At 35.5% G+C, this 23,078-nt stretch carries 25 protein-coding genes; 18 read left to right on the forward strand and 7 right to left on the reverse strand.

The genetic code is table 11. The annotated features are described in order from the left end of the window. The first annotated feature begins 22 nt into the window (after positions 1–22). The 11 genes from JNUCC52_RS01185 (at position 23) to JNUCC52_RS01235 (ending at position 9,309) form a co-directional block, all read left to right on the forward strand. Entirely contained in the window at positions 23–1,501 is a 1,479-nt protein-coding gene (locus JNUCC52_RS01185; RefSeq protein ID WP_337981092.1) for an AMP-binding protein, read from the forward strand. After that, on the forward strand, positions 1,498–2,649 hold the full coding sequence (locus JNUCC52_RS01190) for a thiolase family protein (protein ID WP_337981093.1): 1,152 nt from the start codon (positions 1,498–1,500) through the stop codon (positions 2,647–2,649). The genes JNUCC52_RS01185 and JNUCC52_RS01190 overlap by 4 nt, the downstream gene beginning before the upstream one ends. Beyond that, positions 2,646–3,023, forward strand: coding sequence for an FAS1-like dehydratase domain-containing protein (locus JNUCC52_RS01195; RefSeq protein ID WP_337981094.1), 378 nt, complete (start codon positions 2,646–2,648; stop codon positions 3,021–3,023). The genes JNUCC52_RS01190 and JNUCC52_RS01195 overlap by 4 nt, the downstream gene beginning before the upstream one ends. Next, positions 3,020–3,364 carry a MaoC family dehydratase gene (locus JNUCC52_RS01200; protein WP_337981095.1) on the forward strand — a complete coding sequence of 115 codons (345 nt, stop codon included), beginning with the start codon at positions 3,020–3,022 and terminating at the stop codon, positions 3,362–3,364. The genes JNUCC52_RS01195 and JNUCC52_RS01200 overlap by 4 nt, the downstream gene beginning before the upstream one ends. Further along, positions 3,361–4,182: an SDR family NAD(P)-dependent oxidoreductase gene (locus JNUCC52_RS01205; protein WP_337981096.1), complete on the forward strand. Its 822-nt coding sequence runs from the start codon at positions 3,361–3,363 to the stop codon at positions 4,180–4,182. The genes JNUCC52_RS01200 and JNUCC52_RS01205 overlap by 4 nt, the downstream gene beginning before the upstream one ends. Then, positions 4,183–4,992 carry an ATP-binding cassette domain-containing protein gene (locus tag JNUCC52_RS01210; RefSeq protein WP_337981097.1) on the forward strand — a complete coding sequence of 270 codons (810 nt, stop codon included), beginning with the start codon at positions 4,183–4,185 and terminating at the stop codon, positions 4,990–4,992. Beyond that, a complete protein-coding gene (locus JNUCC52_RS01215; protein WP_337981098.1) occupies positions 4,968–5,822 on the forward strand; it encodes an ATP-binding cassette domain-containing protein in 855 nt (284 codons plus the stop codon). Before JNUCC52_RS01210 ends, JNUCC52_RS01215 begins: the two co-directional genes overlap by 25 nt. Next, on the forward strand, positions 5,815–6,618 hold the full coding sequence (locus JNUCC52_RS01220) for an energy-coupling factor transporter transmembrane component T family protein (protein WP_337981099.1): 804 nt from the start codon (positions 5,815–5,817) through the stop codon (positions 6,616–6,618). Before JNUCC52_RS01215 ends, JNUCC52_RS01220 begins: the two co-directional genes overlap by 8 nt. A gap of 1 nt (position 6,619) precedes the next feature. Beyond that, positions 6,620–6,931, forward strand: a complete 312-nt coding sequence (locus JNUCC52_RS01225) for a CHY zinc finger protein (protein ID WP_337981100.1) — start codon at positions 6,620–6,622, stop codon at positions 6,929–6,931. 603 nt (positions 6,932–7,534) lie between these two features. Further along, positions 7,535–8,422 (forward strand): nucleotidyl transferase AbiEii/AbiGii toxin family protein, encoded by an 888-nt coding sequence (locus JNUCC52_RS01230; protein WP_337981101.1) that lies wholly within the window; start codon positions 7,535–7,537, stop codon positions 8,420–8,422. Between the two features lie 278 nt (positions 8,423–8,700). Further along, complete coding sequence (locus tag JNUCC52_RS01235; RefSeq protein WP_172771676.1) at positions 8,701–9,309, forward strand: YpjP family protein; 609 nt, start codon at positions 8,701–8,703, stop codon at positions 9,307–9,309. Positions 9,310–10,108: 799 nt separating this feature from the next. Here the strand turns inward: JNUCC52_RS01235 and JNUCC52_RS01240 are convergent. The 5 genes from JNUCC52_RS01240 to JNUCC52_RS01260 all read right to left on the reverse strand — a co-directional run bounded on the left by JNUCC52_RS01240 (position 10,109) and on the right by JNUCC52_RS01260 (position 14,243). After that, positions 10,109–10,618: a DUF3231 family protein gene (locus JNUCC52_RS01240; protein WP_337981102.1), complete on the reverse strand. Its 510-nt coding sequence runs from the start codon at positions 10,616–10,618 to the stop codon at positions 10,109–10,111. A gap of 295 nt (positions 10,619–10,913) precedes the next feature. Continuing rightward, positions 10,914–12,050 (reverse strand): zinc-dependent alcohol dehydrogenase, encoded by a 1,137-nt coding sequence (locus JNUCC52_RS01245; protein ID WP_337981103.1) that lies wholly within the window; start codon positions 12,048–12,050, stop codon positions 10,914–10,916. Between the two features lie 21 nt (positions 12,051–12,071). Then, positions 12,072–12,434, reverse strand: coding sequence for a spore coat protein (locus tag JNUCC52_RS01250; RefSeq protein ID WP_337981104.1), 363 nt, complete (start codon positions 12,432–12,434; stop codon positions 12,072–12,074). A 12-nt stretch (positions 12,435–12,446) separates the two neighbouring features. Beyond that, a complete protein-coding gene (locus JNUCC52_RS01255) occupies positions 12,447–12,656 on the reverse strand; it encodes a spore coat protein (RefSeq protein ID WP_337981105.1) in 210 nt (69 codons plus the stop codon). 774 nt (positions 12,657–13,430) lie between these two features. Beyond that, positions 13,431–14,243, reverse strand: coding sequence for a hypothetical protein (locus JNUCC52_RS01260; protein ID WP_337981106.1), 813 nt, complete (start codon positions 14,241–14,243; stop codon positions 13,431–13,433). Between the two features lie 524 nt (positions 14,244–14,767). Here JNUCC52_RS01260 and JNUCC52_RS01265 point away from each other — a divergent pair. Then, complete coding sequence (locus JNUCC52_RS01265; protein WP_337981107.1) at positions 14,768–16,045, forward strand: oligosaccharide repeat unit polymerase; 1,278 nt, start codon at positions 14,768–14,770, stop codon at positions 16,043–16,045. Positions 16,046–16,179: 134 nt separating this feature from the next. On the opposite strand, the gene JNUCC52_RS01270 is transcribed toward JNUCC52_RS01265, so the two are convergent. Both JNUCC52_RS01270 and JNUCC52_RS01275 read right to left on the reverse strand, forming a co-directional pair. Continuing rightward, positions 16,180–16,827: a FusB/FusC family EF-G-binding protein gene (locus JNUCC52_RS01270; RefSeq protein ID WP_337981108.1), complete on the reverse strand. Its 648-nt coding sequence runs from the start codon at positions 16,825–16,827 to the stop codon at positions 16,180–16,182. 263 nt (positions 16,828–17,090) lie between these two features. Continuing rightward, the gene (locus tag JNUCC52_RS01275; protein ID WP_172771667.1) at positions 17,091–17,387 is read right to left on the reverse strand and encodes a hypothetical protein; all 297 of its coding nucleotides are present in this window, start codon (positions 17,385–17,387) and stop codon (positions 17,091–17,093) included. 370 nt (positions 17,388–17,757) lie between these two features. Between JNUCC52_RS01275 and JNUCC52_RS01280 the strand changes: the two genes are divergently transcribed. The 6 genes from JNUCC52_RS01280 to thrS all read left to right on the forward strand — a co-directional run bounded on the left by JNUCC52_RS01280 (position 17,758) and on the right by thrS (position 23,004). After that, complete coding sequence (locus JNUCC52_RS01280) at positions 17,758–18,156, forward strand: MarR family winged helix-turn-helix transcriptional regulator (RefSeq protein ID WP_337981109.1); 399 nt, start codon at positions 17,758–17,760, stop codon at positions 18,154–18,156. Then, entirely contained in the window at positions 18,156–18,503 is a 348-nt protein-coding gene (locus tag JNUCC52_RS01285) for a DUF3147 family protein (RefSeq protein WP_337982165.1), read from the forward strand. Before JNUCC52_RS01280 ends, JNUCC52_RS01285 begins: the two co-directional genes overlap by 1 nt. A gap of 15 nt (positions 18,504–18,518) precedes the next feature. Next, positions 18,519–19,004 (forward strand): GNAT family N-acetyltransferase, encoded by a 486-nt coding sequence (locus JNUCC52_RS01290; protein WP_337981110.1) that lies wholly within the window; start codon positions 18,519–18,521, stop codon positions 19,002–19,004. A 458-nt stretch (positions 19,005–19,462) separates the two neighbouring features. Continuing rightward, the gene (locus JNUCC52_RS01295; RefSeq protein ID WP_337981111.1) at positions 19,463–19,954 is read left to right on the forward strand and encodes a hypothetical protein; all 492 of its coding nucleotides are present in this window, start codon (positions 19,463–19,465) and stop codon (positions 19,952–19,954) included. 158 nt (positions 19,955–20,112) lie between these two features. Continuing rightward, positions 20,113–20,622 (forward strand): hypothetical protein, encoded by a 510-nt coding sequence (locus JNUCC52_RS01300; protein ID WP_337981112.1) that lies wholly within the window; start codon positions 20,113–20,115, stop codon positions 20,620–20,622. 459 nt (positions 20,623–21,081) lie between these two features. After that, a complete protein-coding gene (gene thrS / locus JNUCC52_RS01305) occupies positions 21,082–23,004 on the forward strand; it encodes a threonine--tRNA ligase (protein ID WP_337981113.1) in 1,923 nt (640 codons plus the stop codon). Positions 23,005–23,078: the final 74 nt, after the last annotated feature.

Consider the following 23,078-nt stretch of genomic DNA (forward strand, 5'->3'; position numbering starts at 1 on the left):
ATTTTTAAAGGTGTGTGAAGAAATGAACATCATCGAACCCATTATCGAACAGGCAGTTCATCAGCCAAAGGGGATTGCCCTAATTCATGAGGAACGGTTTTATACATACGAACAATTAGTAAGTGCAATGAAAAAAATTGCAAAAGGCATTCAATGTAAAGGACTTGAACATGAAAAAATTGCGATATTATCAAGCAATCGGATTGAATTTGTGGAAGTTTTTTTAGGAATTATGTACGCAGGTTGTGTGCCGATTTTACTTGATACAAAGTGGAGTTTACATGAAATCGAGTTGGTATTAAAACAAGCACAGCCGAGAATGATTTTTCTTGAGTGTAAGCTTAAGGACAATATGCATCGTTTCACGCATATCGACACGTATGTATTTTCGGGCAAGCAAGTAGCTTCTTACGAAGAATGGTTTTCTACTTTAACAGAAGAAGCTTCTGTTAATTATGCGAAAGACCCGTTATTTATAGGCTTTACCTCTGGTACAACTGGCATGCCAAAAGGGTACGAACGAACACACAATTCTTGGCTGAAAAGCTTTATGGCAACAAAACAAGCATTTCAGTTAAATCCTTTAAAAAATTTTTTAGCACCTGGACCATTCGTGCAGTCATTGTCATTATTTGCGCTAATGCAAAGTTTATATTTTGGTGGGACGTTTCATATTCTGTCCACTTTTGAGGAAGAAAAGGTAGTCAAGTATTGCCGAGAAGTGCCAAATATGATTTTATTTCTTGTGCCAACAATGATTGAAAAGTTATTGAGATTAGATGGCTTGGAAGATATGCCTGCACAAGCTATCATTTCTTCCGGAGCTAAATGGTCTGTACAATCGAAAGCACAAGCAAAAAAGGTGTTTGGCTCAGCGAAATTATTTGAATTCTACGGTTCTTCTGAAGCAAGTTATATTAGTTATTTGGCTGTCCATCAAACGATGGAAGAACATGTTGTCGGGATTCCTTTTCCTGGTGTAGAGATTTCCATCCGAGATAACGACCAACGTGAAGTGCCTACTGGTGAAATTGGATTACTCTATATTCGTAGTGATATGATGTTCACTCGTTATTTTCAATTACCCGAAGAAACAAATGCAGTTTTTTATGAAGGTTGGTTAAAAACAGGAGACTATATGATGCAAGATGAAGCGGGTGCATTACATTTAATTGGTCGAGCTAAAAATATGTTGATTACAGGTGGCTTAAATGTGTATCCAGAAGAAGTGGAAACAGTGCTAAAACGACATAGTGCCATAGATGACTTGATAATAATTGGAGTGCCAGATGAATATTGGGGAGAGCGGCTTATTGCCTGTATAAAATGGCGAGTTGACCAAACGATTTCACTAGAGGAACTTCAACAATTTGGGGCGCAGTTTTTAGCTAGTTTTAAGTTACCTAAACAATTAGTAACGGTACAAAAATTCATTTATACAAGCAGTGGAAAAATAGCTCGTAAGGCAATGAAAGATTGGGTAATGGAGGTAATGTCATGAGAGACGCAGTGATTGTGATGGCAAAACGAACACCAATCGGCAAGTTGGGTGGTCAGCTAGCTACACTTGAACCCGAGCATTTAGTAGCTCCATTAATAAAAGAAATTATTAAAGAAACAGCATTGCCAAGCGATTGTATTGATGATGTGATTTTAGGTAATACAGTCGGACCAGGAGGGAATTTAGCCAGACTTGCTGCTTTAGAAGCAGATTTACCATTTTCGATTCCAGGTGTTACCATTGACCGTCAATGTGGCTCAGGATTAGAAGCTATAAATATGGCTGCGAGATTCGTTCAAAGTGGAGCAGGAGAGGTTTATTTAGCTGGTGGTGTAGAAAGTACGAGTCGAGCGCCTTGGAAAATGAAAAAGCCGAACACATTAATGGCAATGCCCCAATTCTATTCACGCGCTCCATTTACCCCACAGCGGTATGGAGATCCTGATATGGGGATTGCAGCTGAAAATGTAGCAAAGAAATATTCCATATCACGACATGCTCAAGACCACTATGCATACAAAAGCCATCAAAAGGCGATTCAAGCAATGAAATCAAATCGTTTCGCCGATGAAATAGTGCCTTTACAAGTAAAGGAGGAATGGATAACTTTAGATGAATGTCCAAGAGAAAATACAAGTTTAGAAAAGCTTCAATCTTTAAGCCCTGTTTTTTTAGAAAATGGTACTGTTACAGCTGGAAATGCTTGTCCGTTAAACGATGGCGCAGCGCTAGTATTAGTTATGTCATTAGAAAAATGCCTTGAATTCCAATTACAGCCGATACTACGATTTGTCGATTCTCAGGCTTCAGGTGTCGATCCAAATTATTTAGGGATAGGTCCAATACCAGCTGTACAAAAACTTTTGAAAAGGCAGCAACTAAACGTACAGGATATTGATATTGTTGAATTTAATGAAGCTTTTGCCTCACAGGTGTTAGCATCAATTCAAGCATTACAAATTCCAGAGGACACGGTTAATCGTGCTGGTGGTGCAATTGCCATCGGTCATCCATACGGCGCATCAGGCGCTGTTTTAATTACACGATTATTTTATGAAATGAAATATCAACCGTATAAAAGAGCACTTGCAACATTAGGAATTGGTGGGGGCATGGGGCTTGCAACGCTTGTGGAGGCAATAAAATGAAAGCAACTAAGAAAATAACCGTAACGGCTGAGTGGATACAACGCTATGCAAAAAGTATAGATGCACCGTTGCAATATCTACATGGTAGGCTCATTGCTCCTGCTACAATGCCAATCGTATTTTGGCAACAATTCAATCATGCGCATTTTCATGACACAGTGCCAGTTCTCCATGGCTCGCAGCAATTTATTTATCATTTACCAATTCAAGAAGGCATGGTACTAGACTGTGAATTAGCGTTAAGTCAAACAGAACATAAACAAGGAAAACAAGGACCAATGACTTTTAATACTTATACGTTAAATTGCTTTGAACAAGGAACAGAAATAGTGCAAGTAAAAACAGTTTTGATTCATGTTGGTGCTGCCATATGAAAAAAACAGTTACTGCCAAACAGGTCCACTACTATGCACAAGTATCGAAGGATGATGCAGCGATTCATATTAATGCTGAGGCGGCGAAGCAAGCGGGCTTCGAACGACCGATTGTTCATGGAATGTATTTAATGGGACTTGCTCAATCATTGTATATGAAAGAACATCCGTTGAAATGGATTGTTCGCTATAATATGCGCTTCCAGAAACCACTACTTATAGACGAAGAAGTAACATTTCTGTTTATAGAAAATCACACTAGAATAGAAGTATCGATATCGAATCGCAACAACGACCAAATCGCTTTAGGAAATTTTGAAGTAGAGGAGTTGGGATCATGAGTAGGGTCGTACTTATTACAGGGGCGACAAGGGGAATTGGCCGCAGTACGGCTATTTATCTTGCGAATAGTCAATACAGTGTCGTTGTAAATGGCACGAACCAGCAATTAATTGATGAGGTCGTCCAACAAATTTCTGCCAATGGAAATAGGGCAATAGGGTATTGTGCGGATATTGCGGATGTTGAAGCGGTGTCTAGGATGATTGACTTTGTCATGGAACAGTTTGGGCAAATAGATATATTGATTCATAATGCAGGAAATCTCCGAGATGAAAAATGTATGCGAATGACAACTACGCAATGGCAAGATGTTATCAATGTGCATTTACACGGAGCCTTTTACTGTATTTCGTGTGTACTACCTCATTTACTTGATCGAGGCGGTGATATTTTATTGATGACGTCAACAGCTGGACTATTGGGCTCCAAAGGCCAACTCAATTATAGTGCGGCGAAAGCAGGCATTCTTGGGATGACATGGACATTGGCGGAAGAGTTGAAGCCTTTTAATATTCGTGTAAATGCCATTTCACCTGCTGCGTTAACTGATATGACGAAGCCTGTGATTGATTTTATATCAAAAAAATATGCCCAACGCAATGAACCGTTTCCTGATTATTGGAAGGTGGGGACTCCAGAGGATATTGCCCACTTTATCGGTACATTATTAACACAGCAAGATGCAAATCTAACGGGAGAAATATTTGGGGTAAATGGTACAACGGTTACGAAATGGACGAGACCACAGCAAAGCATTTCTGCCAGTAGTCCAGAGCGTTTTTTCACCATGTACGATGAGCAAAAGGGAAGTGTTTAAATGCTAGTATTTGAGCATGTCAATTTTTATCACAAAAAGAGTGCACCGATTTTAAAAGATATTCATTTTACCATACAGGCTGGTGAATTTGTATCAATTGTCGGCAAAAATGGATGTGGCAAATCAACACTTGCAAAATTAATGAATGGCTTAGTGCTTCCGAAAAAAGGGGTTGTACGATTCCATCATTTAGAGACAAGGAATACTGCACAGTTAAAAGAAATTCGACAACACATAGGTTTTATTTTTCAAAATCCTGAAGATCAATTTATTACAACAAGTGTTCGAGATGAAATTATATTCGGGCTTGAAAATATTCGTTTACCAAAGGAAGAAATGGATCAGCGTGTTCAATGGGCTAGCAAAGCAGTTGACATGGAAACATATTTAGATTGCATGCCACATGAATTATCCGGTGGACAAAAGCAACGTGTTGCGATTGCGGCAATTTTAGCAATGCGTCCACAATGCATTATTTTCGATGAGGCCACGTCAATGCTTGATCCATTAGGAAGGGAACAAGTATTAGCCCTTATGCATGCACTGCATCAAGCAGGCATGACGATTATCCATATCACGCACCATATGGATGAAGTTATGCAATCAAATCGTGTACTTTTACTTGATAACGGTCAAATCTGCTTTGATGGGCATCCAATAGCACTATTTGAAACAATCAATGTTAGAGATTATTCCTTACAGGAACCGATAGCGGTCAAAATTCATCAATTAGCAAATGAAGCATGGTCATTAACAGCAGACTGGGAAGGGGCGGTTCGTTTACGATGGGATACGAGCTCAAAAACGTAACTGTTACATATGAACATCGAACAGCCTTGAAAAATATTTCGTGTTCCATAGCAGATGGAAAATGGATTGCGGTTATTGGGAAAACAGGCGCAGGTAAATCCACCTTTGTTCAATTGTTAAAAGGATTAGTAGACTTTAAAGGGGAGTATAGGCTACATAATAAGCTTATTACGCTAAGTGGAAAAGGCCAACCAAAAGATTTGCAAGAAATTGGCTATGTCTTTCAATATCCAGAGCATCAGTTTTTTGAAACAACAGTTTATAAGGAACTAGCGTTTGGACTAAAACAAAGGGGACAATCCGAAAAAGAAATACGAGCTAGTATTTCTGCAATTCTTCCGAAAGTAGGTTTAGATGAAACCATTTTGACGCTTGCTCCTTTTCAACTTAGTGGAGGGCAAAAACGGCGTGTAGCAATTGCATCCATATTATTAATGCAGCCAAAGTTACTGATTTTGGATGAACCTACTGCAGGACTTGATCCAACTAGCAAGTCATCAATACTAGACCTTTTGAAGAAATGGCAATTAGAAACGAATCATACCGTTCTGTTTGTTACCCATCAAATGCAAGATGTTGCGGAGTACGCTGATGAAGTCATTGTTCTTCACGAGGGAGAAATAAAAGCACATTTAACTACCAACCAATTGTTTTTACAGCAGGCTCATATAGTAACAAGTGCAGGCCTAAAAATGCCAGAACAAATTCAACTATTAAAAGTAGTGGAACAATTACTTGGGGAAAAAATAGCCGTAGCAAATTGTATGGAACATACTATCTTCAATGCAGTTAAGCCGTATTTACAGTTTAGAGGGAAGCTCAATGCGTAGTTCTATTATTATTGGACAGTACGTCGACAAGCATTCCATTTTTCATCAATTAGACCCTCGAATCAAGATCATCAGTATTTTTATGTTGATGCTAAGCTTCTTACTATTAGATACAGCAACAAGCTATGTAATCACTACTTTTTTTGTATTTACTCTAATAATTGTTTCTAAAGTCCCTTTTGTTGTAATTTTAAAAGGTTTGAAGCCGTTACTTTTCATCTTATCCTTTACACTTATTTATCATCTGCTTTTTACTCAAGGACAGGTAATATGGTCAATCGGATTCATCACCATTTCGTTAGAAGGTATGGTAGCAGGCATACGATTTGTTTGGCGTATTTTGCTTCTTGTATTATTGGCTTCTTTGTTAACCCTTACAACAAAGCCACTAATTTTAGCTAAAGGTTTAGAAAAATTGTTAAAACCGTTATCGAAGCTTCGTGTACCAATTGAACAATTTTCATTAATGATTGTCATTGCCATTCGATTTATTCCAACCGTGTTAGAGGAGTTGAACAGAATTGTGCTAGCGCAAAAATCAAGAGGGTTTGATATTAAATCATTACCTTTTATGCAACGTATTTTTGCGTATGTTCCAATTGTTATACCGTTGCTGTTTACAACCATACAAAGGGCAGATCAATTAAGTGATGCCATTGATGCTAGAGGATATGGCGATGGTAAAAATCGGACGAGTTATATTGAACTACATTTTGAGAAAAAAGATTTCATAGCAATGCTCGTAACAATTTTATTTGTCCTTGTGTTATTTTTTATAAAATGGAGTGGTATATAAAATGGAGATTTTCGGACCTGTAATGGATAATGAAACGCGATGTATACATTATCATACTGAAAAAGATATTATCGCGATAAAGTTTGCATGCTGCGAACGCTATTATCCTTGCTATAAATGTCATGAGGAACATGCCAAACACGCCATTAAACGTTGGCAGCAATCACAATTTAATGTAAAGGCAATACTTTGTGGACATTGTAAACATGAATTAACAATCCAAGATTATATGGAGTCATCATCTTGCCCGCAATGCATGGCTGCTTTTAATCCACGCTGTGCAAATCATTATGCTATTTATTTTGAAATGTAATGATAAGAGAAGTAATATCATATAATGGGTTTACTTTTAAAAGATAATATGCTATACTAATAATCGTGCTATTTTGGGTAGCAAATTTCAGTAATCTGGCATTCTGCTTTTTGTTTTTTAGGATACTTATTCACACTGGCGCATGCTTTGGGGCTGCAAGGACGCAAAAGAAGGTTGGGTTTGCGTTGCTTAAGTTAGAGGGCACACAGTGGAATTTTACCGCGGTGATGAAACGAAAACGTTTCGAAATAATATTCCCCAGATGATTGGGTTGAGACTTTACAATTTACAGAAATGTTACCTATTAAATACTAAAGGGGTAGTTTCGCAAAAGCGAAGCTGCCCCTTGTCTAATTTTTTTGATAATATTAACAGTAATAATAAATATTTGCCATTTCGCACCTGCTTTTTTAAAAAAGGCAGGTGTATTTTTCGTTTTATTTTCCTAAATAACGACAAAAAACGACAAACTATCTCTGGATTATATTACCGTTTACTATTGTGGGAAAATAAGTAATAATGAAGTACAGAGTTTTTTCAAAAATCAAATATATGCTAGTTTGGTTGGAAAATTCTGAAAAATGATTGAAATGAGGGTGGCATATGAAACAAGTAAATGATGTATCAATCCCTGTATTGGACCAATTAACAGATGTAGCTCAGCAACAACAAAAAGGCTTAGAGGTATTTGTAACACTCTATTCACATGAAAGGTTACTAGTTCGATTAGCAGCTTCTTGCTACGAGGATCAGTATTGGCTATATGGAGATTTTTTAATCGGTACATTAACAAATGATTACGAAAAATCTACTACAGGAATTACATTGTGTACTAAAAAAATGGCCAACAAAGATAGCATTATAAAGCATGCTTTCAAAGAAATTAGTTCGATGAATGTACAAGAGGATGGAATTCAATTTGTTAGCGATGAACTAGAAATTATTAATAGTAATGAAAATCAAATTTATATTAGAATTCCTGCACATTTAGGGCACATAACAACATACATAGAAATAACGATTAATCTTTTTGATCAAATTGCAATGGCTCCAAAAAAGATAGCGATTCAGTCAATACTAGATAATACGCCAATCGAGTTATTAGCTTATTCAACAGAGCTTATGATTGCACATAAATTTAACTTACTATATCAATACCCAGCATTCGAACAAGCGATGAAAGAATACTATGATGTATATTTATTAGCAAGTACACAGAATTTTGAAGGTCGAGTTTTACAAGAGGCTATATCAGATACATTTGACCGACATAAAACAACACTAGAAAAATATCCATCAATGTTCTCTAAACAGCTTTATTTAGACGCTACTAACAACAAGAGATGGCAACAATTAGTTAATCAACAGACGTTACCGTTCGATAAAGTACAAAAACTTGTTCATCAATTGTTAGTGCCAATTTATGAGGAAGTAATAGTAGAAAATGAATTTTTTGAAAATTGGGATTACAAGCAAGCTATTTGGCGATAAGAAAATGAAAAATCCGCGAGCTTAAATAAAGTTCGCGGATTTAAAGAAAAAAATATGAATTAGTTCGTGTAACATAAAGAAGTTAAATAACCTAACATTAATAAAAGACCAATACCCATAACGATTGACATATTTTGTACCTCCTTTTAAAAAACGACACATTTATACATAAATTATTGTACAATGAAATATAGAAATATGAAACCTTTTATTGGTTGGGACGTATTATATTATAAGAAGAATTACCAATTTGTACATAAAAGAGAAGGTGTTAATTAATGAAAAAGTGGGTTCAAAAAAGTATCGTCATAATGGTTGCGTTTTTAACATTTGGATTAATTACGCCAACACATGAAATTTGGGACGCATTCGATCATAATCCATCTAATCGTGCTTCCATTGGTCCATCACCAGGGACGAGCACTGCCCTAGCAGCTGAGCCAGAAACAATAGCAGATGAAGCGACCGAAATACAGCACGAGGCGATTGACTATGGGGCGCTACTTGTTGACGCAGCGAAAGAGCAGTCCTATATGAAGTTTGGAACAAAAATTGGCCCTAAAATTAGCAATGAATTTGACTCCATTATCTTCCCTAAAATGGAAGAAGCAATTGCGATGACCGTTGCAAATGTAGAAGACGGATCACTGGCAAATCTCACAATTACAGAAAAACCAAGTGGTAACTACGGAGAGAAAATCTTCAATATCGTTAATAACGAAACAGGAGATGATTTAATCCGCTTCCACGTACGAACTGAAAAGCGTCCACAAGAAGGCTATTACTATAACTTCCATTACCATAGTGCCGAGGACAATTTTATGGCTCATAACAATCTTGGTGATATTTACTGGGAAAAAAACACACCACCGAAGTGGTTGTCATAGCATGCTCGAAACACTCGTATTTTATGCGAGTGTTTTTTTGTGCGGAAACGTTGATAATGTTTATAGAAAATCACTAAAGATGAAATTAATAATGTAATGCAAGGAGGAGAGTGGAGAAAATACGTGTACCCCAAAAAGTACCCCAAAATCACCATTTTTTGATTTCATAAGATTCTTAATATGAATTTAAAGTGATGATATCATCCATGAGGTTAGATGCGTGTACCTCATCTTTTTCGAATGAGTGTGCATATACTTTATAAATTGTTTCAGGCGTATCCCGAGAATAAAATGTATCTTCCTTTTACTTTCCGCCCCATTCAATCGTTACGGTTGCCCTCGGATTATCAGAATACAACTCGAAGGGGAAAGCATTATAAGTACATCTGGGGTTCGATGCTTGCCATCCCAAAGCTAATTTATGTAGTGAAGTTAACAATATTGCTACTATAAATATGTGATTTACAAAAGCGTTAAAAGGGTCACTGGACCAGAGTGACCCCAAACCTTCAAATCATGAGGTGTCAAACTGAGAAACTAGCTAAACACTACTATTTATATGATAGTAAAACTATGTTTGTATAGTTCATAGCCTTTAAAAAAGAAATAAAAAAAGCTATAACAGCGAGGTCGTTATAGCCAGAGAAAAATTTTGTGTGACAGTGACACATCTATCTTTTCAAGATTGTATTGAATTTTATACATTAAAAAATAAAAAAGATCCTCAGACGATCTAAATATGACAAGAAACCCCCAGATTTTAACTGGGGGACGGTTTGTCAGGTAAATAAAATAAATATTATTTTTCTGGATAATCTACATGTAATGGTGGTGGTATTAACCAACCTTTATTTTTATTAAGACGTAACAGTTTAGCTCCAAGTTGAGCCTTAGCAGTATGGAATTGACCATACATTAATGCGATATCTTCGCGAGTAGAGGTGCCCATTGCTTGACTGCAAGCAACTAATCCAGCTGCTAGGTCAGCACTGAGAGTAGCGCTAATTTCAGGATCGTTAAATTTCGCTCCTGGAGGAATATTTTCCATTCTTGCTACAGGTCTTTCAGGAGATGCAGGTGGTAAAGCAATACCATTTGTTTTTAGGATTTTTTCTAATTGTTTTACTTCTTCCCTAGAAAGTTCGATGATATCTTCAATAATTTTTTTCAAATCTTCATCGCCAGCGTGATTATAAAATGTTTGATAGCCAGAAATCATACCATAGTCTGCAATTAAGCTTGACCAAACAGCAAATACTTCACCGTAATGTAACGGTTCATTTTTAGGATTTCCACCAAGAATACCCATGCTTACACATCCTTTTCTTATTTTAGCTAAAGCAAGGATAGTATGGTTAAAATTTATAAAAAGATACATTAGTAAACAACTTAAGGAGATTATTTAGTAAACAAAAAAGCCGCAGCGATTGCACACGTTAAAAAGGGCTACTTTAACAACAATGAGACCGTCATTAAGGTGGTTTACTAAGGAGGTAGATAAGTGCAAGACTAATTAAAATTTAGAAGTACTAAATATAAATGTAACCAAGGGCAATAGAAAAAGTACTTTTGCAATAGGGATACAAAAGTACTTAAACTTATATTTAGGGTTTTAAAACCACTTTTATACAGTCTTCCTGTTTTGTATCGAATATTTCATAACCATGTTTTGCTTTTTCGAGAGGGAGGACATGTGTAATGATATCACCTGCACTCACTTTACCATCAGCAATTAAGTTATAGACATGAGGCATGATATGAACAACTGGGGCTTGTCCAGTACGAATCGCTACATTACGCTGAAAAATATCTCCGAGTGGGAAGGCGTTGTATCGACCACCATATACACCGGTAATTTGGATAGTTCCACCTTTGCGGACAGCTTGACTGGCTGTGACAATGGCTCCCATAGCCCCACTTTGAAGTTTTACGCCACTTGCAAGAAATTCGAGAGGCGTCATTTTTCCGCTCATTCCGACACAATCAATGACAACGTCAGCCCCTCCTTTAGTAATCTCTTTCAGATATTCACCACAATTTTCATGATCTTCAAAATTAACAATTTCGACGTTATTTGTTTTCTTGGCATGTTTAAGACGATACCCGATGTAGTCCACTGCGATTACTCTTTCTGCTCCTTTCAACCAAGCAAATTTTTGTGCTAATAGTCCAACAGGTCCACAGCCAAGAATAACAACAGTATCTCCTTTCTTTACGCCGGCATTTTCTACACTCCAAAAAGCAGTGGAAGCAGCATCGGCAAGGAGAACTAGACTTTCATCAGGAACTTCAGATTTCTCTGGAATTTTGAATGGGATAAAATTACCATATGGAACCCTCAAATACTCTGCCTGTCCTCCTGGAAAACCGCCTGTTGTGTCTGAATAACCAAAGTAGGCACCCATTTCGCCATTATCGTTTGCATTATCACACTGACTTTCCAATTCATGATTGCAATACCAACATTCCCCGCATGCAATATTAAAAGGAATGACAACTCGGTCACCCTTTTTAACCTTCGTCACACCTTTACCAACTTCTTCTACAATGCCCATCGGTTCATGGCCAATGACATAGTCTTTTCCAATATTCGGAATCATTCCATGAATCAAATGCAAGTCGGACCCGCAAATGGCAGTAGTGGTTAAACGAACAATAATATCATCGGCTTTTTTAATTTTTGGGTCTTTTACTTCTTTAACCTCAACATTTTTTATGCCTTGAAAAGTGACAGCTTTCATTAAAAAATCCCTCTTTTTCTTTTATTTTTTCGGTGGGGTAGGGAACATTCCTTTTCGATTCATACTTTTAGGGAATAAATCCAACTGCGCAATACTAATCGCATTTTCGGCAGATTTAATATCTAGTTCTTTTTGGCCTTTTAGATCATAAGGTTTTAACCACTCTTTTTTTAACATCAGTTCAGAAATTTCAAAGTATAAATCAACCATGACATCCAGCTGAGTTTTCAGGATTTTCTGAAGAGTAGGGGAAGCTGTTTCTGTTAAAGCAATTGAAAGATTTCTAATACCCGTCTTGGTTGTTAGTAAAAACTCAAGAGCAACCCCCGAATCAGTTAGTTCAGGCATTCCAATTGAATTTATAGGATCTAAATAGTCTTCCATACAATTGTCCTCCTAATATTCTAATTCAGATTTAGAGTAGAGTTTAACCATAGCAGTGAGTGCTGGGGTAGATAATTTTACATTTTTGACCAATAACGCTCTTAAATCATCATCAAAAACTACACCTTGACTTAGCTTTGATTTAAGTAAACTAGTTGTCATAAAGTTAATGACTTCATGAAATTCCATTGTTTCATGAAGTGCTAATTTTTTCTCAAACACGTAATTCGCACCTCCAGAATTTTCTTTAAAAAGTCTACCCTGTAGCAATTTGATTTATACAAATTCGCCTTAGAGATTAAATTTTCTTTCTAAAACTATGTTGATTGCCAGAAAATTAAGGGGCGGTTTTATCAAGATAAATGGATGAAAAATCAAAGAGAACTCTGATTTGAAATTGAATTTCCTCCGTTATTTTCATTCTACACATATTCTCTTAATATTTGATGAAAGAGTTACTCTGTTGAACTATCTAAAGCCAGACTTACAACTATTGGAGGAGATTTTTTAATTGAAGAAATGAATTGTCAAAACAACGTTCTCTAATGAAAGTGAGGATAGGATACATACTTAAAAGCCACAAAACGAAGTTTTTAGTTATTGCATTAAAGGGCGCGATTCCGTAATTAGAATAAGCGCTTGTTTTCATTAAAAGGCCATGAATTAAAATAGGTTCTCAAAAGAAAGTATATAAATGTTAATTTCTATAAACTATTAAGAGTGATAGGGGAGAAATAGACGGCTTATGCTGTCAATTCGCTAAAATTAAATAGGAGGGGAAGTAACATCTAAAAGGATTGATATGTATGAGCAAATTGAAACAAAGTTTTGTGAAATTAAATAAAATTGATATGTTTTCTCCGTAATAATATAAAGCGCTTCTATATAATCATAAAAGATAAGGGAGAAATAGACATTTTATAATTTAATAATACATTTGTAAAATACTATTAAATACATTTAAAACATAATTTTGTTCTATGTTTGAAGAAAATTCTAGATACTAAGACTGTAATGAAATCTATCTGTAGTGCCGTATCTAGTATTTTTATAATTCACAAAACCATTTACACCTGCTCCCGAACCACTAAAAGTATTAGGTATTACAAATTTACTAAAACCAGTTGCCATTGAATAAAATCCTATAGGATTCGTCCAAGTGTTTATCCCCGTGGTTTCAGTCTTTGAATATGGTGTGCCATCTATTAAGTAGCCAGAACCATGGGATCTTGCCTCACTTGTAATTGAAGTTATAGTAGTACGAGCAACATTAACTGATGGTGTTAACTTATAAAAGTTTAATCTATAAGCACTAGTGCCATTCACCACTATTTTGTAATAATTAAGTTCTACTTTAATACTAACTTTTCCATCTCCAGAATATTCAGTTTTTGAACCACCTGTTGGATTAGACACACTTGCTAAAAGGGGAGTTCTTATTGTATTTTCAATTTTTGAAGCATCTGTTTGATTTGAAATATTTGTTAAAACTGTAGCGCTCTTCGAATATTCAGTAACCTCTTGACCATCTTCCATTGTTATTATACTTAATAGTTTAGTAATTTCAATAATTTGTCTTTCATCTTCACTGTTTTCCTTTACTTCTACTGTTGTGTAATCATTATTCACTAAATGACCTTCTAATGCTTGTTCTATCAATAAATCATCGGATATTTGATATCTAGAAAATTCCTCCACTTTTAGTACACTAGATGAAGAGTCAATTTGAGAATCTGCAAAGGTACTTGAACTAAAAGATAGAAACACTACTAAAATTAAACTTGAAATGAACGATAAAAGTAATTTCATATGAAAGTTCCTCCTTTAATAAAAACTAATTCTCACCTTATCTTAATATTATTTATAATTAGACATTAAATTTTATGTTTCCTCTAATTCTATTGTATTATTTTTATCAGGGGAAAACATATTATTTAAGAGAGGTGTAGTCATGGAAAACAAAAAACGCAATGTACGCAATGATGATAATAATTGGATTCCAGAAAGAAATATAGTGAAAGGATTTACTTTCAAAGGATTCCTAATTTTTATCATTATATTGATTATTGGATCGCTTGTTAATTATTTTTTAAAACAATAATTTTTTGATTATACATTTACATCTTTTTACTCTTATAGAGATTGTTTTTACCACTAATGGAACAGTGCTATTAAATCCTTGTATGTAATGAATAGGCTCTAAACTGTAAAATTGTTTAAATCCTCATATAAATTGGAAACTATCTATAAAATTTACAAAAAATATGATATACTAATTTTGTTTTACAAAAAACAAAGAGGAGGGGAAGTAACATCTAAAAGGTGTGATATGTATGAGCAAATTGAAACAAAGTTTTGGAAAATTAAATAAAATTGATATGTTTTCTCCGTATTTCTTTTTGCCATTTATTTTACTGTTATATTTTTTTATCAGTTTATTTGATTGGCATAAATTTGAACAATTCGGTATACATGTATCTATATGGCCAGCTGTTATTTTAGCTGTTGTTTGTTATTACATAGGTGTATTAATAATCGATAAACTGGATTGGACAATTCCATCATTTGGATTGTCGTTTTTAGGGAAATATGTCGTTCATTTTATAGCTGTCTTGACAGTGCTTGGGCTCGGCTCCTATTTAATGATGATTTTTAGTGGTAACTTAGGAATTACGGATGAAGCAAACCGCCGTAATTTAGATCCAAAGTTAAACTTCTTTAGCCAATTATTATGGTTCGGTGTGTTATTGCTTTTGTCCTATAAAATGATTTTGGAGAAGACGATGACATGGAAAAAGGCAATCGTCTATGGTTCGATTTTTGCGGTTGTCATGTTTTTATTTCTATTAATGGGTTATCGTACGCCGCTTATCATTATGTTATTTACAGGCATCATTATTTTCCACTATGTTGTAAAAAGAGTGAAATTAACTTGGTTTTTAACAGCATTGGTCGTAATTGGTGTAGCATTCTCATTGTTTGGATTTATACGCGTCCTTACAGAAGATACATCCATTGAATTCAATAAGCGTGAGCAACCAGATGTAGAATTAACAGCTGAGGAAAGAGATAAACTATTAACTGCTGAACAAAAAGTAAACTTAGTACCGAAATGGGTTCGTGCATTAAATGCAGAAGCTGTCACAAGTCATATCGTTTTAAGTACGATAATCGAATACACAAAAGAAGAAGATTACTTAAAAGGTGAAATTCATAAAGGAATATTTAGTACAATTTTACCAGGTGAACAAATTTCACCCCGCATGAAGGTTACCGAGGTCGTTAACTCGATTACAAGCGAGCGCGGTGTCAATGTTACACGTGAACAGCGAACAACAACCCCAACATTTATTGGTCAATTGTTTTTAGATGGGGGTTATTTGTTAGTAGCGATCGGCTTCTTGTTATATGGTGTCTTAATATCGTTAGTTTATAATAAAGTAAAGCAAAATGGGATTCGCAGTTTCCACACTGTCGCTTACGCATTTATAATTACCGTGTTTACCGTTTCAATGCATACAGGTTTACTCGATTTAATTTTTGTTCTTATGCTAGGCTTCGTTATTATCGCATCTTCCATTATGACAACAGATAAACGCAGACTTTCTTAAAATATAGGCAAACTATCCTTTAAAGTTAATGGAAACTACTTTTAAGGATGGTTTTTTTGTGGGGAAAGTTTGTCTGATTGTATTAACGACATACAAAATACAGCCTTCCCTAAAGTAGGGAAGGCTGTTTATGATCAAGTAACGCGCTCAAAAAATGCAATTGTTTTATCCATATCTGTCACATGTTGATTACACGTTTCGCTGTCAGCACAAATATAATTACTATGGTTCGTATAAGTGCCAACGACATTCCCTTTGATGGAAGTTGTAAATAGTCCTACATCAGAGTGACGATTACATATAGCACATATACCACGAACGGTATTATTTGCAAATATGCCTTTGATTGCTTTTAGCTTAGCGTCTTGCTCTAAAATGACATACTTACGATGTGTGCCAGGATCATCCCAAGCGAAATAACAAATTTGCTGAAAATCTAATCGTTCTAGATTAGGCAACTTAAGCTTCTTTTCTTTTTTAAACAAGCTTTTTATAGTGCTTGCGGTAATTGGCTTAAATGGGATGACATATGATTTTAGGTTGTGCAAATATGCTTCACCTGCTGCACGCTCAGTTACTGTATAAATGGGCTCAATTAGTTGGGCTTCTGAAGTTGTCATGACAATGTTATCAGAAATCTCTGTTTGAACAAGGCCACGCACAGTTTGAATGACATTTGTATCTTTTGAAGTAGCGATTGTTTGTAAAATTTTATTCATTTGTTGACCAAGTAAATTATAGTTTGCAACCGTTAAAAACGGCTGAATTAATTGTTTATCCATTGAAATCACTCCTGTAATTAGGCTTTTGTCTTTGTGGCCTAAAGAGATCATCCATTTTTAAGTTAATCTAGACCTCTTCGACCTGTATAAAGTCGGGTCTAGAGCAGGCATTACAAAAGAATGCGACCATTTCGATTCCTCCTTATAAAGAGAACTATTATTATTTTAACATTTTAAGGCAGTGAAATAAAGAAAGAGGTGGGGTTTTTTCTAAAATAAAAAAAGGCTGTGCTCAGCAGCCCTAAAACCGTCCACTATTGAATTTACGATACCATAGACATAATAAATTTCCCTGAAAGCATGAAAATCGCGTAGATAAGTAATGCACCAATAACAGCAATGCTAGGCTTATACCAGTTTGTTAAGAGGAAGGCGAGTACAGTGAAGAGCAACATACCGACTGCACCAAAAACTGTATTTTGTAACACACTATGAAAGGTATCAGCTTTCATATTTTTCATCTGCATGCCCATATTAATGAGCGTTAGTATAGGCAATGCGGTAATAATGCCCGATAAAAATAAATATTTAGACTGACTTAAGAGTAAGGCTAAAACCATAATGATTCCACCAACAAAAAAATACACCAAATATAACACGCATAACCCTCAATTTCATAAACTCTTTAAGTTTTAGTAGTGTAATGATACTGCACATAGTACAGGCTTACAATAGCCTATCAATGTAAGTAGAAAAAAGTTATCTAATAAATGAATCAATTTGCAATAACTAGCGATTTTAAGCAGAGAGCAGTGAGCAAATAGACTATTGTATTAGGATGGTACAAATTAAATGAAATAGACAGAAGGATAGTTTTCCGAACACCTTGTTGCAGAATAAATATCTCATATATTAATAGTATTCGCTTTATTTATATCGTCATTTACGATATAATCGCTAAAGACGATATATTAAAGGAGTATAGAAATTATGATACAAGAAATTAATCATTATTTTACAAATATTTTTTATCATCTCCATACAACACATGAAGATGTAATTTCCCATCAGAGCGTGCGTATTTTACAGATGATTCAAAAGGAAGATGAAGTGACAGTTCGCGATATAGCAACATTACTGAATATTTCACAAAATACAGCTTCGGAGCATATAAAAAAGCTTGAACGGCATGGCTGGGTTGAAAAGATTCGAGCAACCGATGATCAACGCAAAGTAAAGCTCTTTCTAACCGATAAAGGGCAGCTTGTTTTAAAGAAAAACACAGAATTAGACGATAATAAGCTTAAGCAAGCACTGAACCTATTATCAGAAGAAGAACAAAAAACTATTTTGGAAGCATTTCGGCTATTAAGTGAGGTGTCGAAATGATGTACACACTTGTAAAAATTATTAGCTCCGCTGCAATTATTGCTATTGTGACTGAAGTTGCGAGAAGGTTTCCTACATATGGTGGTGTAATTGCTGCATTGCCCCTTGTCAGTATTTTAAGTATTATTTGGCTAACCGTTCAAAGTGAACCAAATGAGCATATTCAGCGCTTTACGGTAGGAGTTATTGTTGGACTTCCAGCTACAATGGTCATGCTTTTTGTGATGTATATGGCGATGAAATCATCGATTCATATAGTATTTGCCATAGCGTTAGGAGTCGCATCATGGGTAGTTTGTTTAGGTATTCAGAAAGCCATTGCTGGAGTATTCCATATATCTATTTAAAGAAGGTGAAGCAAAATGTCAGTCATAAATATTTCTCAAGTTCATAAAAAGGAAGTCATCGAGTTTTTTCAAGCACATTGGGGAACTACCGAAATGGTCATATCTAGTGGGGTCTATGATTGTAGTAAGTTAGAAGGATTTGCATTTCTTGATGAAAGTCAAAAAATTGTAGGTCTTGTAACTTACATTATCCGAGACAAGGAATGTGAAATTATTTCTCTCGATAGTAGAGAAGAGGGAAAGGGAATCGGTACATTACTTGTTCAAGCAGTAGAGGACCAAGCCCGCCAACATCATTGTACAGTTGTTTCACTTATTACTACGAATGATAATTTACATGCATTAAAATTTTATCAAAAGCGTGGCTATTATCTCGTGGAAATTTTACAAAATGCGGTTGAGCGTGCCAGAGTATTAAAACCAGAGATTCCCCTAATCGGCAACGATGGAATTCCTATACGTGATGAAATTCGTTTGCAAAAACCATCTGCCTCGATATGAGACAGATGGTTTTTTATGATTTTTATTCTTCTTGGAATTTTTATTTTAGGAGTGAAGAGGACGGTAACAAGCAAGCCTAAATATAAAGGATACTTTAAGAATTCATTCGTTGAATAACCTAATAAAAACGGTAATCCGATTAAAATCATCATTATGCCAATACTAAATAGTACAATCCCCATTGTTTTAAACAAATATAACCTCCTCTATTTTCCATTAAGATGCCAACGTAATGGACTTTTTCTATTCTAGATTGATAGTAACAAATATGAACAAAATCTGCACGGAGGGTCGTTACTTAAAATTAGGAAGTCAAAACGCATCTATCCCGACAGACCTATTGTTTTCTTAGAATACTAAATTGCAAGATGAACCATCATTGCTAGTTGAAAGAATTATGTTCCGCTGCTTGCCATTTCTCGCTATACTAATGTGGGAGATTGAAAGTGAGGAATCTAATGAAAAAAATATTCTTTGTGTTCTTTTTTAGCGTACTAGTAGTGGGTGCAACTTTTGTAATTTATTTAAAAAGTAATCCTCCGCTTGTAGTGAATGGTTATACAAGTGTTAATGGTAATCCAGATATTCGTTTAATTGAAATTGAAAATAAAGGTATAAGAGAGCTAAAGTTACAAACGATTCTCGTCGATGAAAAGTATCCTGAAAGTGCTAAGCTGGTCGTTAGCAAATCAGAACCATTTGAAGTCGGGACAAAAATTGAAAACAACGCAAATATGACATTTCATAAGTTACCGCAAGTAAGGATTTTCCCAAGTCAATACATAGACAGACAGGCAATTGGTAAGCAACCACAACATTATGCAATACAAGTAAATGCTGCATCGATTCAAAAAGTAACAATTCAATACAACTATTTAAAAATACCATTTACATTAACAGCAGAGCTCCAAGCAAATAGCGCGGAAAAAAATGATACTAAATCAAATTAAATCATAAAAGAAGCGTTTATCATTTACGTATAATTAAATTATTTGTCATATCGTTTAGGCCAATGTCATTTCATAAGATTGTTTGATGAAAAAATCCCTTTTTTCCTAAATCATGGTAATCTATTGGTAATAGTTATTGCGATGATAGGAGGGGGCTAATGGGATTAGTAATCGTTGGTGTCGTACTTGTACTTAGTATTTTAGGTACCATTTTCGTTCTTGTTAAGAAGCAGTCTAAAGGTGATATAAGGCTCCAGGTTGAAGCAATATGTGAAGGAAAGAATGAATTGGATCAGGCCATTATGAAGATTTACTTTACGTTTTCAATTGGAAAACTTGCCAGTCGTCGTAAAGAAATTATCGGTAGTATTGATTGGTCTGAAGGATGGATGCCCGTCAGCTATAATTTGAAAGAACACGGCAGTTATAGGGAAGATCGAATCCCTACATTGATAGAAGACAAATACACTACTTTTGATATAGATGCAACGAATGCAATTGATAGCGATGGGAGTGGGGAGGGTTATATTGTACTCGTGTTAGAAAATCCGACGCATACAATGCTGTCTAGAGCAGGTGTGATGCTAGTCGTAACGGCTAACTTAGTATCTTATCAATTGTCAGAATCTATAAGCTGGCATAATGAAGTAGTGGTCAACCATTATTAACTCATAAGGATTGCACTTCACAATAAATGCTCGATTCCATAACAAAAAAATTTTTTTTTAGAAAAAATGTATGCGTTTTACACACAGTGTTATTAATAAAAAGGTCATCATTACTAATGTGAAAATTAATTTTCAAATATTGACAAGTATTTAGATGTCCGATATAGTAAATACCAATTTCATGAAACAATGAAAATAGCTATGACAGGGACACGAGAACTGATGAACGATTCACAGAGAGGGAAGCCTAGCTGAAAACTTCCTAATGCCGCATCATTTTTTACTACCTTCGAGCAGTGCTTGGAAACATGCACCGTAATTGCGACGTTACTGCAAATCAATGAGCCGCTAGTGCATCTAGTGGGAATTTGGGTGGAACCACGGGTAAATTACACATACTCGTCCCTGTTTTGGGACGGATATGTGTTTTTTTTATTTTCTAGTAAAGGAGAAAAGAACATGTCAAATCAAGTATTAAACATTCAGTTTCCAGATGGAAAACAACAAGTATTTACAAAAGGTGTTACACTAACCGACATTGCACAGGCGATTAGTCCCGCATTGCGCAAAAAAGCAATTGTAGGAAGTGTGAACGGAACCATCACTGATTTGACGCGCCCTATATTGGCAGATGCCCAAATCAATCTATTTGATGCTAGCTCACATGAGGGAATCGAGGTTATTCGTCATTCAACTGCTCATTTATTAGCACAGGCTATTAAACGAATATATCCAGATGCGCAGTTTGGGGTAGGACCTGTCATCGAAAATGGGTTTTATTATGATATTGATTTAGCACAATCCCTTGTACCAACAGACTTACAAAAGATAGAAAAAATGATGAATCGAATTGTTCAAGAAAATATTGAAATTCACCGAAAAGAAGTATCTCGTGAAGAGGCAAAACGATTGTTTCAACATGATAAATTGAAGTTGGCATTACTCGCTGATATTCCTGAAGATGAAATCATAACAGTTTATGAGCAAGGTGATTTTTATGATTTATGTCGAGGACCACATGTATCCTCTACAGGTAAATTGCGACACTTTCAATTAATGCAAGTTTCAGGGGCGTATTGGCGAGGGGATAGCCAAAATAAAATGTTGCAGCGGATTTATGGTGTTGCATTTGCTACAAAAGAAGAATTACAAGATTACTTAATATTTTTAGAAGAAGCAGATAAACGCAATCATCGTAAACTAGGAAAAGAGCTGGACCTATTTATGTTCTCCGAGGAAGCGCCAGGCATGCCATTTTATTTAGCAAACGGTCAGATTCTTCGCAATGAATTAGAATCCTTTTTACGAAATCTACAAACGAAATATGACTATCAAGAGGTGCGTACACCGTTTATGATGAACCAGCGTCTATGGGAACAATCGGGACATTGGGACCACTATAAAGACAATATGTATTTTACACAAGTAGATGCTCAAAGCTTCGCATTAAAGCCGATGAATTGTCCTGGACATATGTTGATTTTTAAAAATGCAAGACATTCATACCGCGATTTGCCAATTCGCATGGCGGAATTTGGGCAAGTGCATCGACATGAATTTAGCGGTGCATTAAATGGTCTATTACGCGTACGAACATTTTGCCAAGATGATGCCCATATTTTTGTCACACCAGAGCAGATTGAGGATGAAATTAATTTAGCGCTGAAGATCATTGATCACACGTATCAAGTATTTGGCTTCGAGTATGAAATTGAATTATCAACACGTCCTGCTGATTTTATGGGTGATATTCAACTTTGGGATGAAGCGGAAACGGCATTGGAAAATGTCCTCACTAATGCAGGGTATCCTTATAGAATAAACGAAGGAGATGGTGCTTTTTACGGACCTAAAATTGACATTCATATAAAAGACGCCATTAAACGAAGTCATCAATGTGCAACGATTCAACTTGATTTCCAACTGCCTGAGAAATTCGATTTAACATATTTAAATGAACTGAATGAAAAAGTAAGACCTGTCGTTATCCATCGTGCTGTTTTTGGTTCAATTGACCGCTTTTTAGGCATCTTGATAGAACATTTTGGTGGAGCTTTTCCAACTTGGTTAGCACCACAACAAGTTATCGTAATTGGTGTTGCAAATATCCATCAAGAGTATGTTCAGCAAGTTGTACAAGCACTTGAAAAAGAACACGTACGAGTTCGTATAGATAATCGTCAGGAGAAGCTCGGGAAAAAAATAAGAGAAGCACAGATGAAGAAAACACCCTATATTCTAGTATTGGGCGATAAAGAACGCGACAATCAAAGTGTTACTGTACGCAAATATGGTAATCAAGCATTAAATGAAAAACCATTACAGCAGTTTGTTGAAGAAGTTAAACAAGAAATTTTGCAAAAAGCCTTACCTACTAGTTGATCGTAGAGAAAAGCCTGGTTGGATATTTCAATCAGGCTTTTTCTCATTCAAATGTAAAATCGAAAAATATTGAT

This window comes from Lysinibacillus sp. JNUCC-52 (assembly GCF_015999545.1).
Classification (GTDB): Bacteria; Bacillota; Bacilli; order Bacillales_A; family Planococcaceae; genus Lysinibacillus.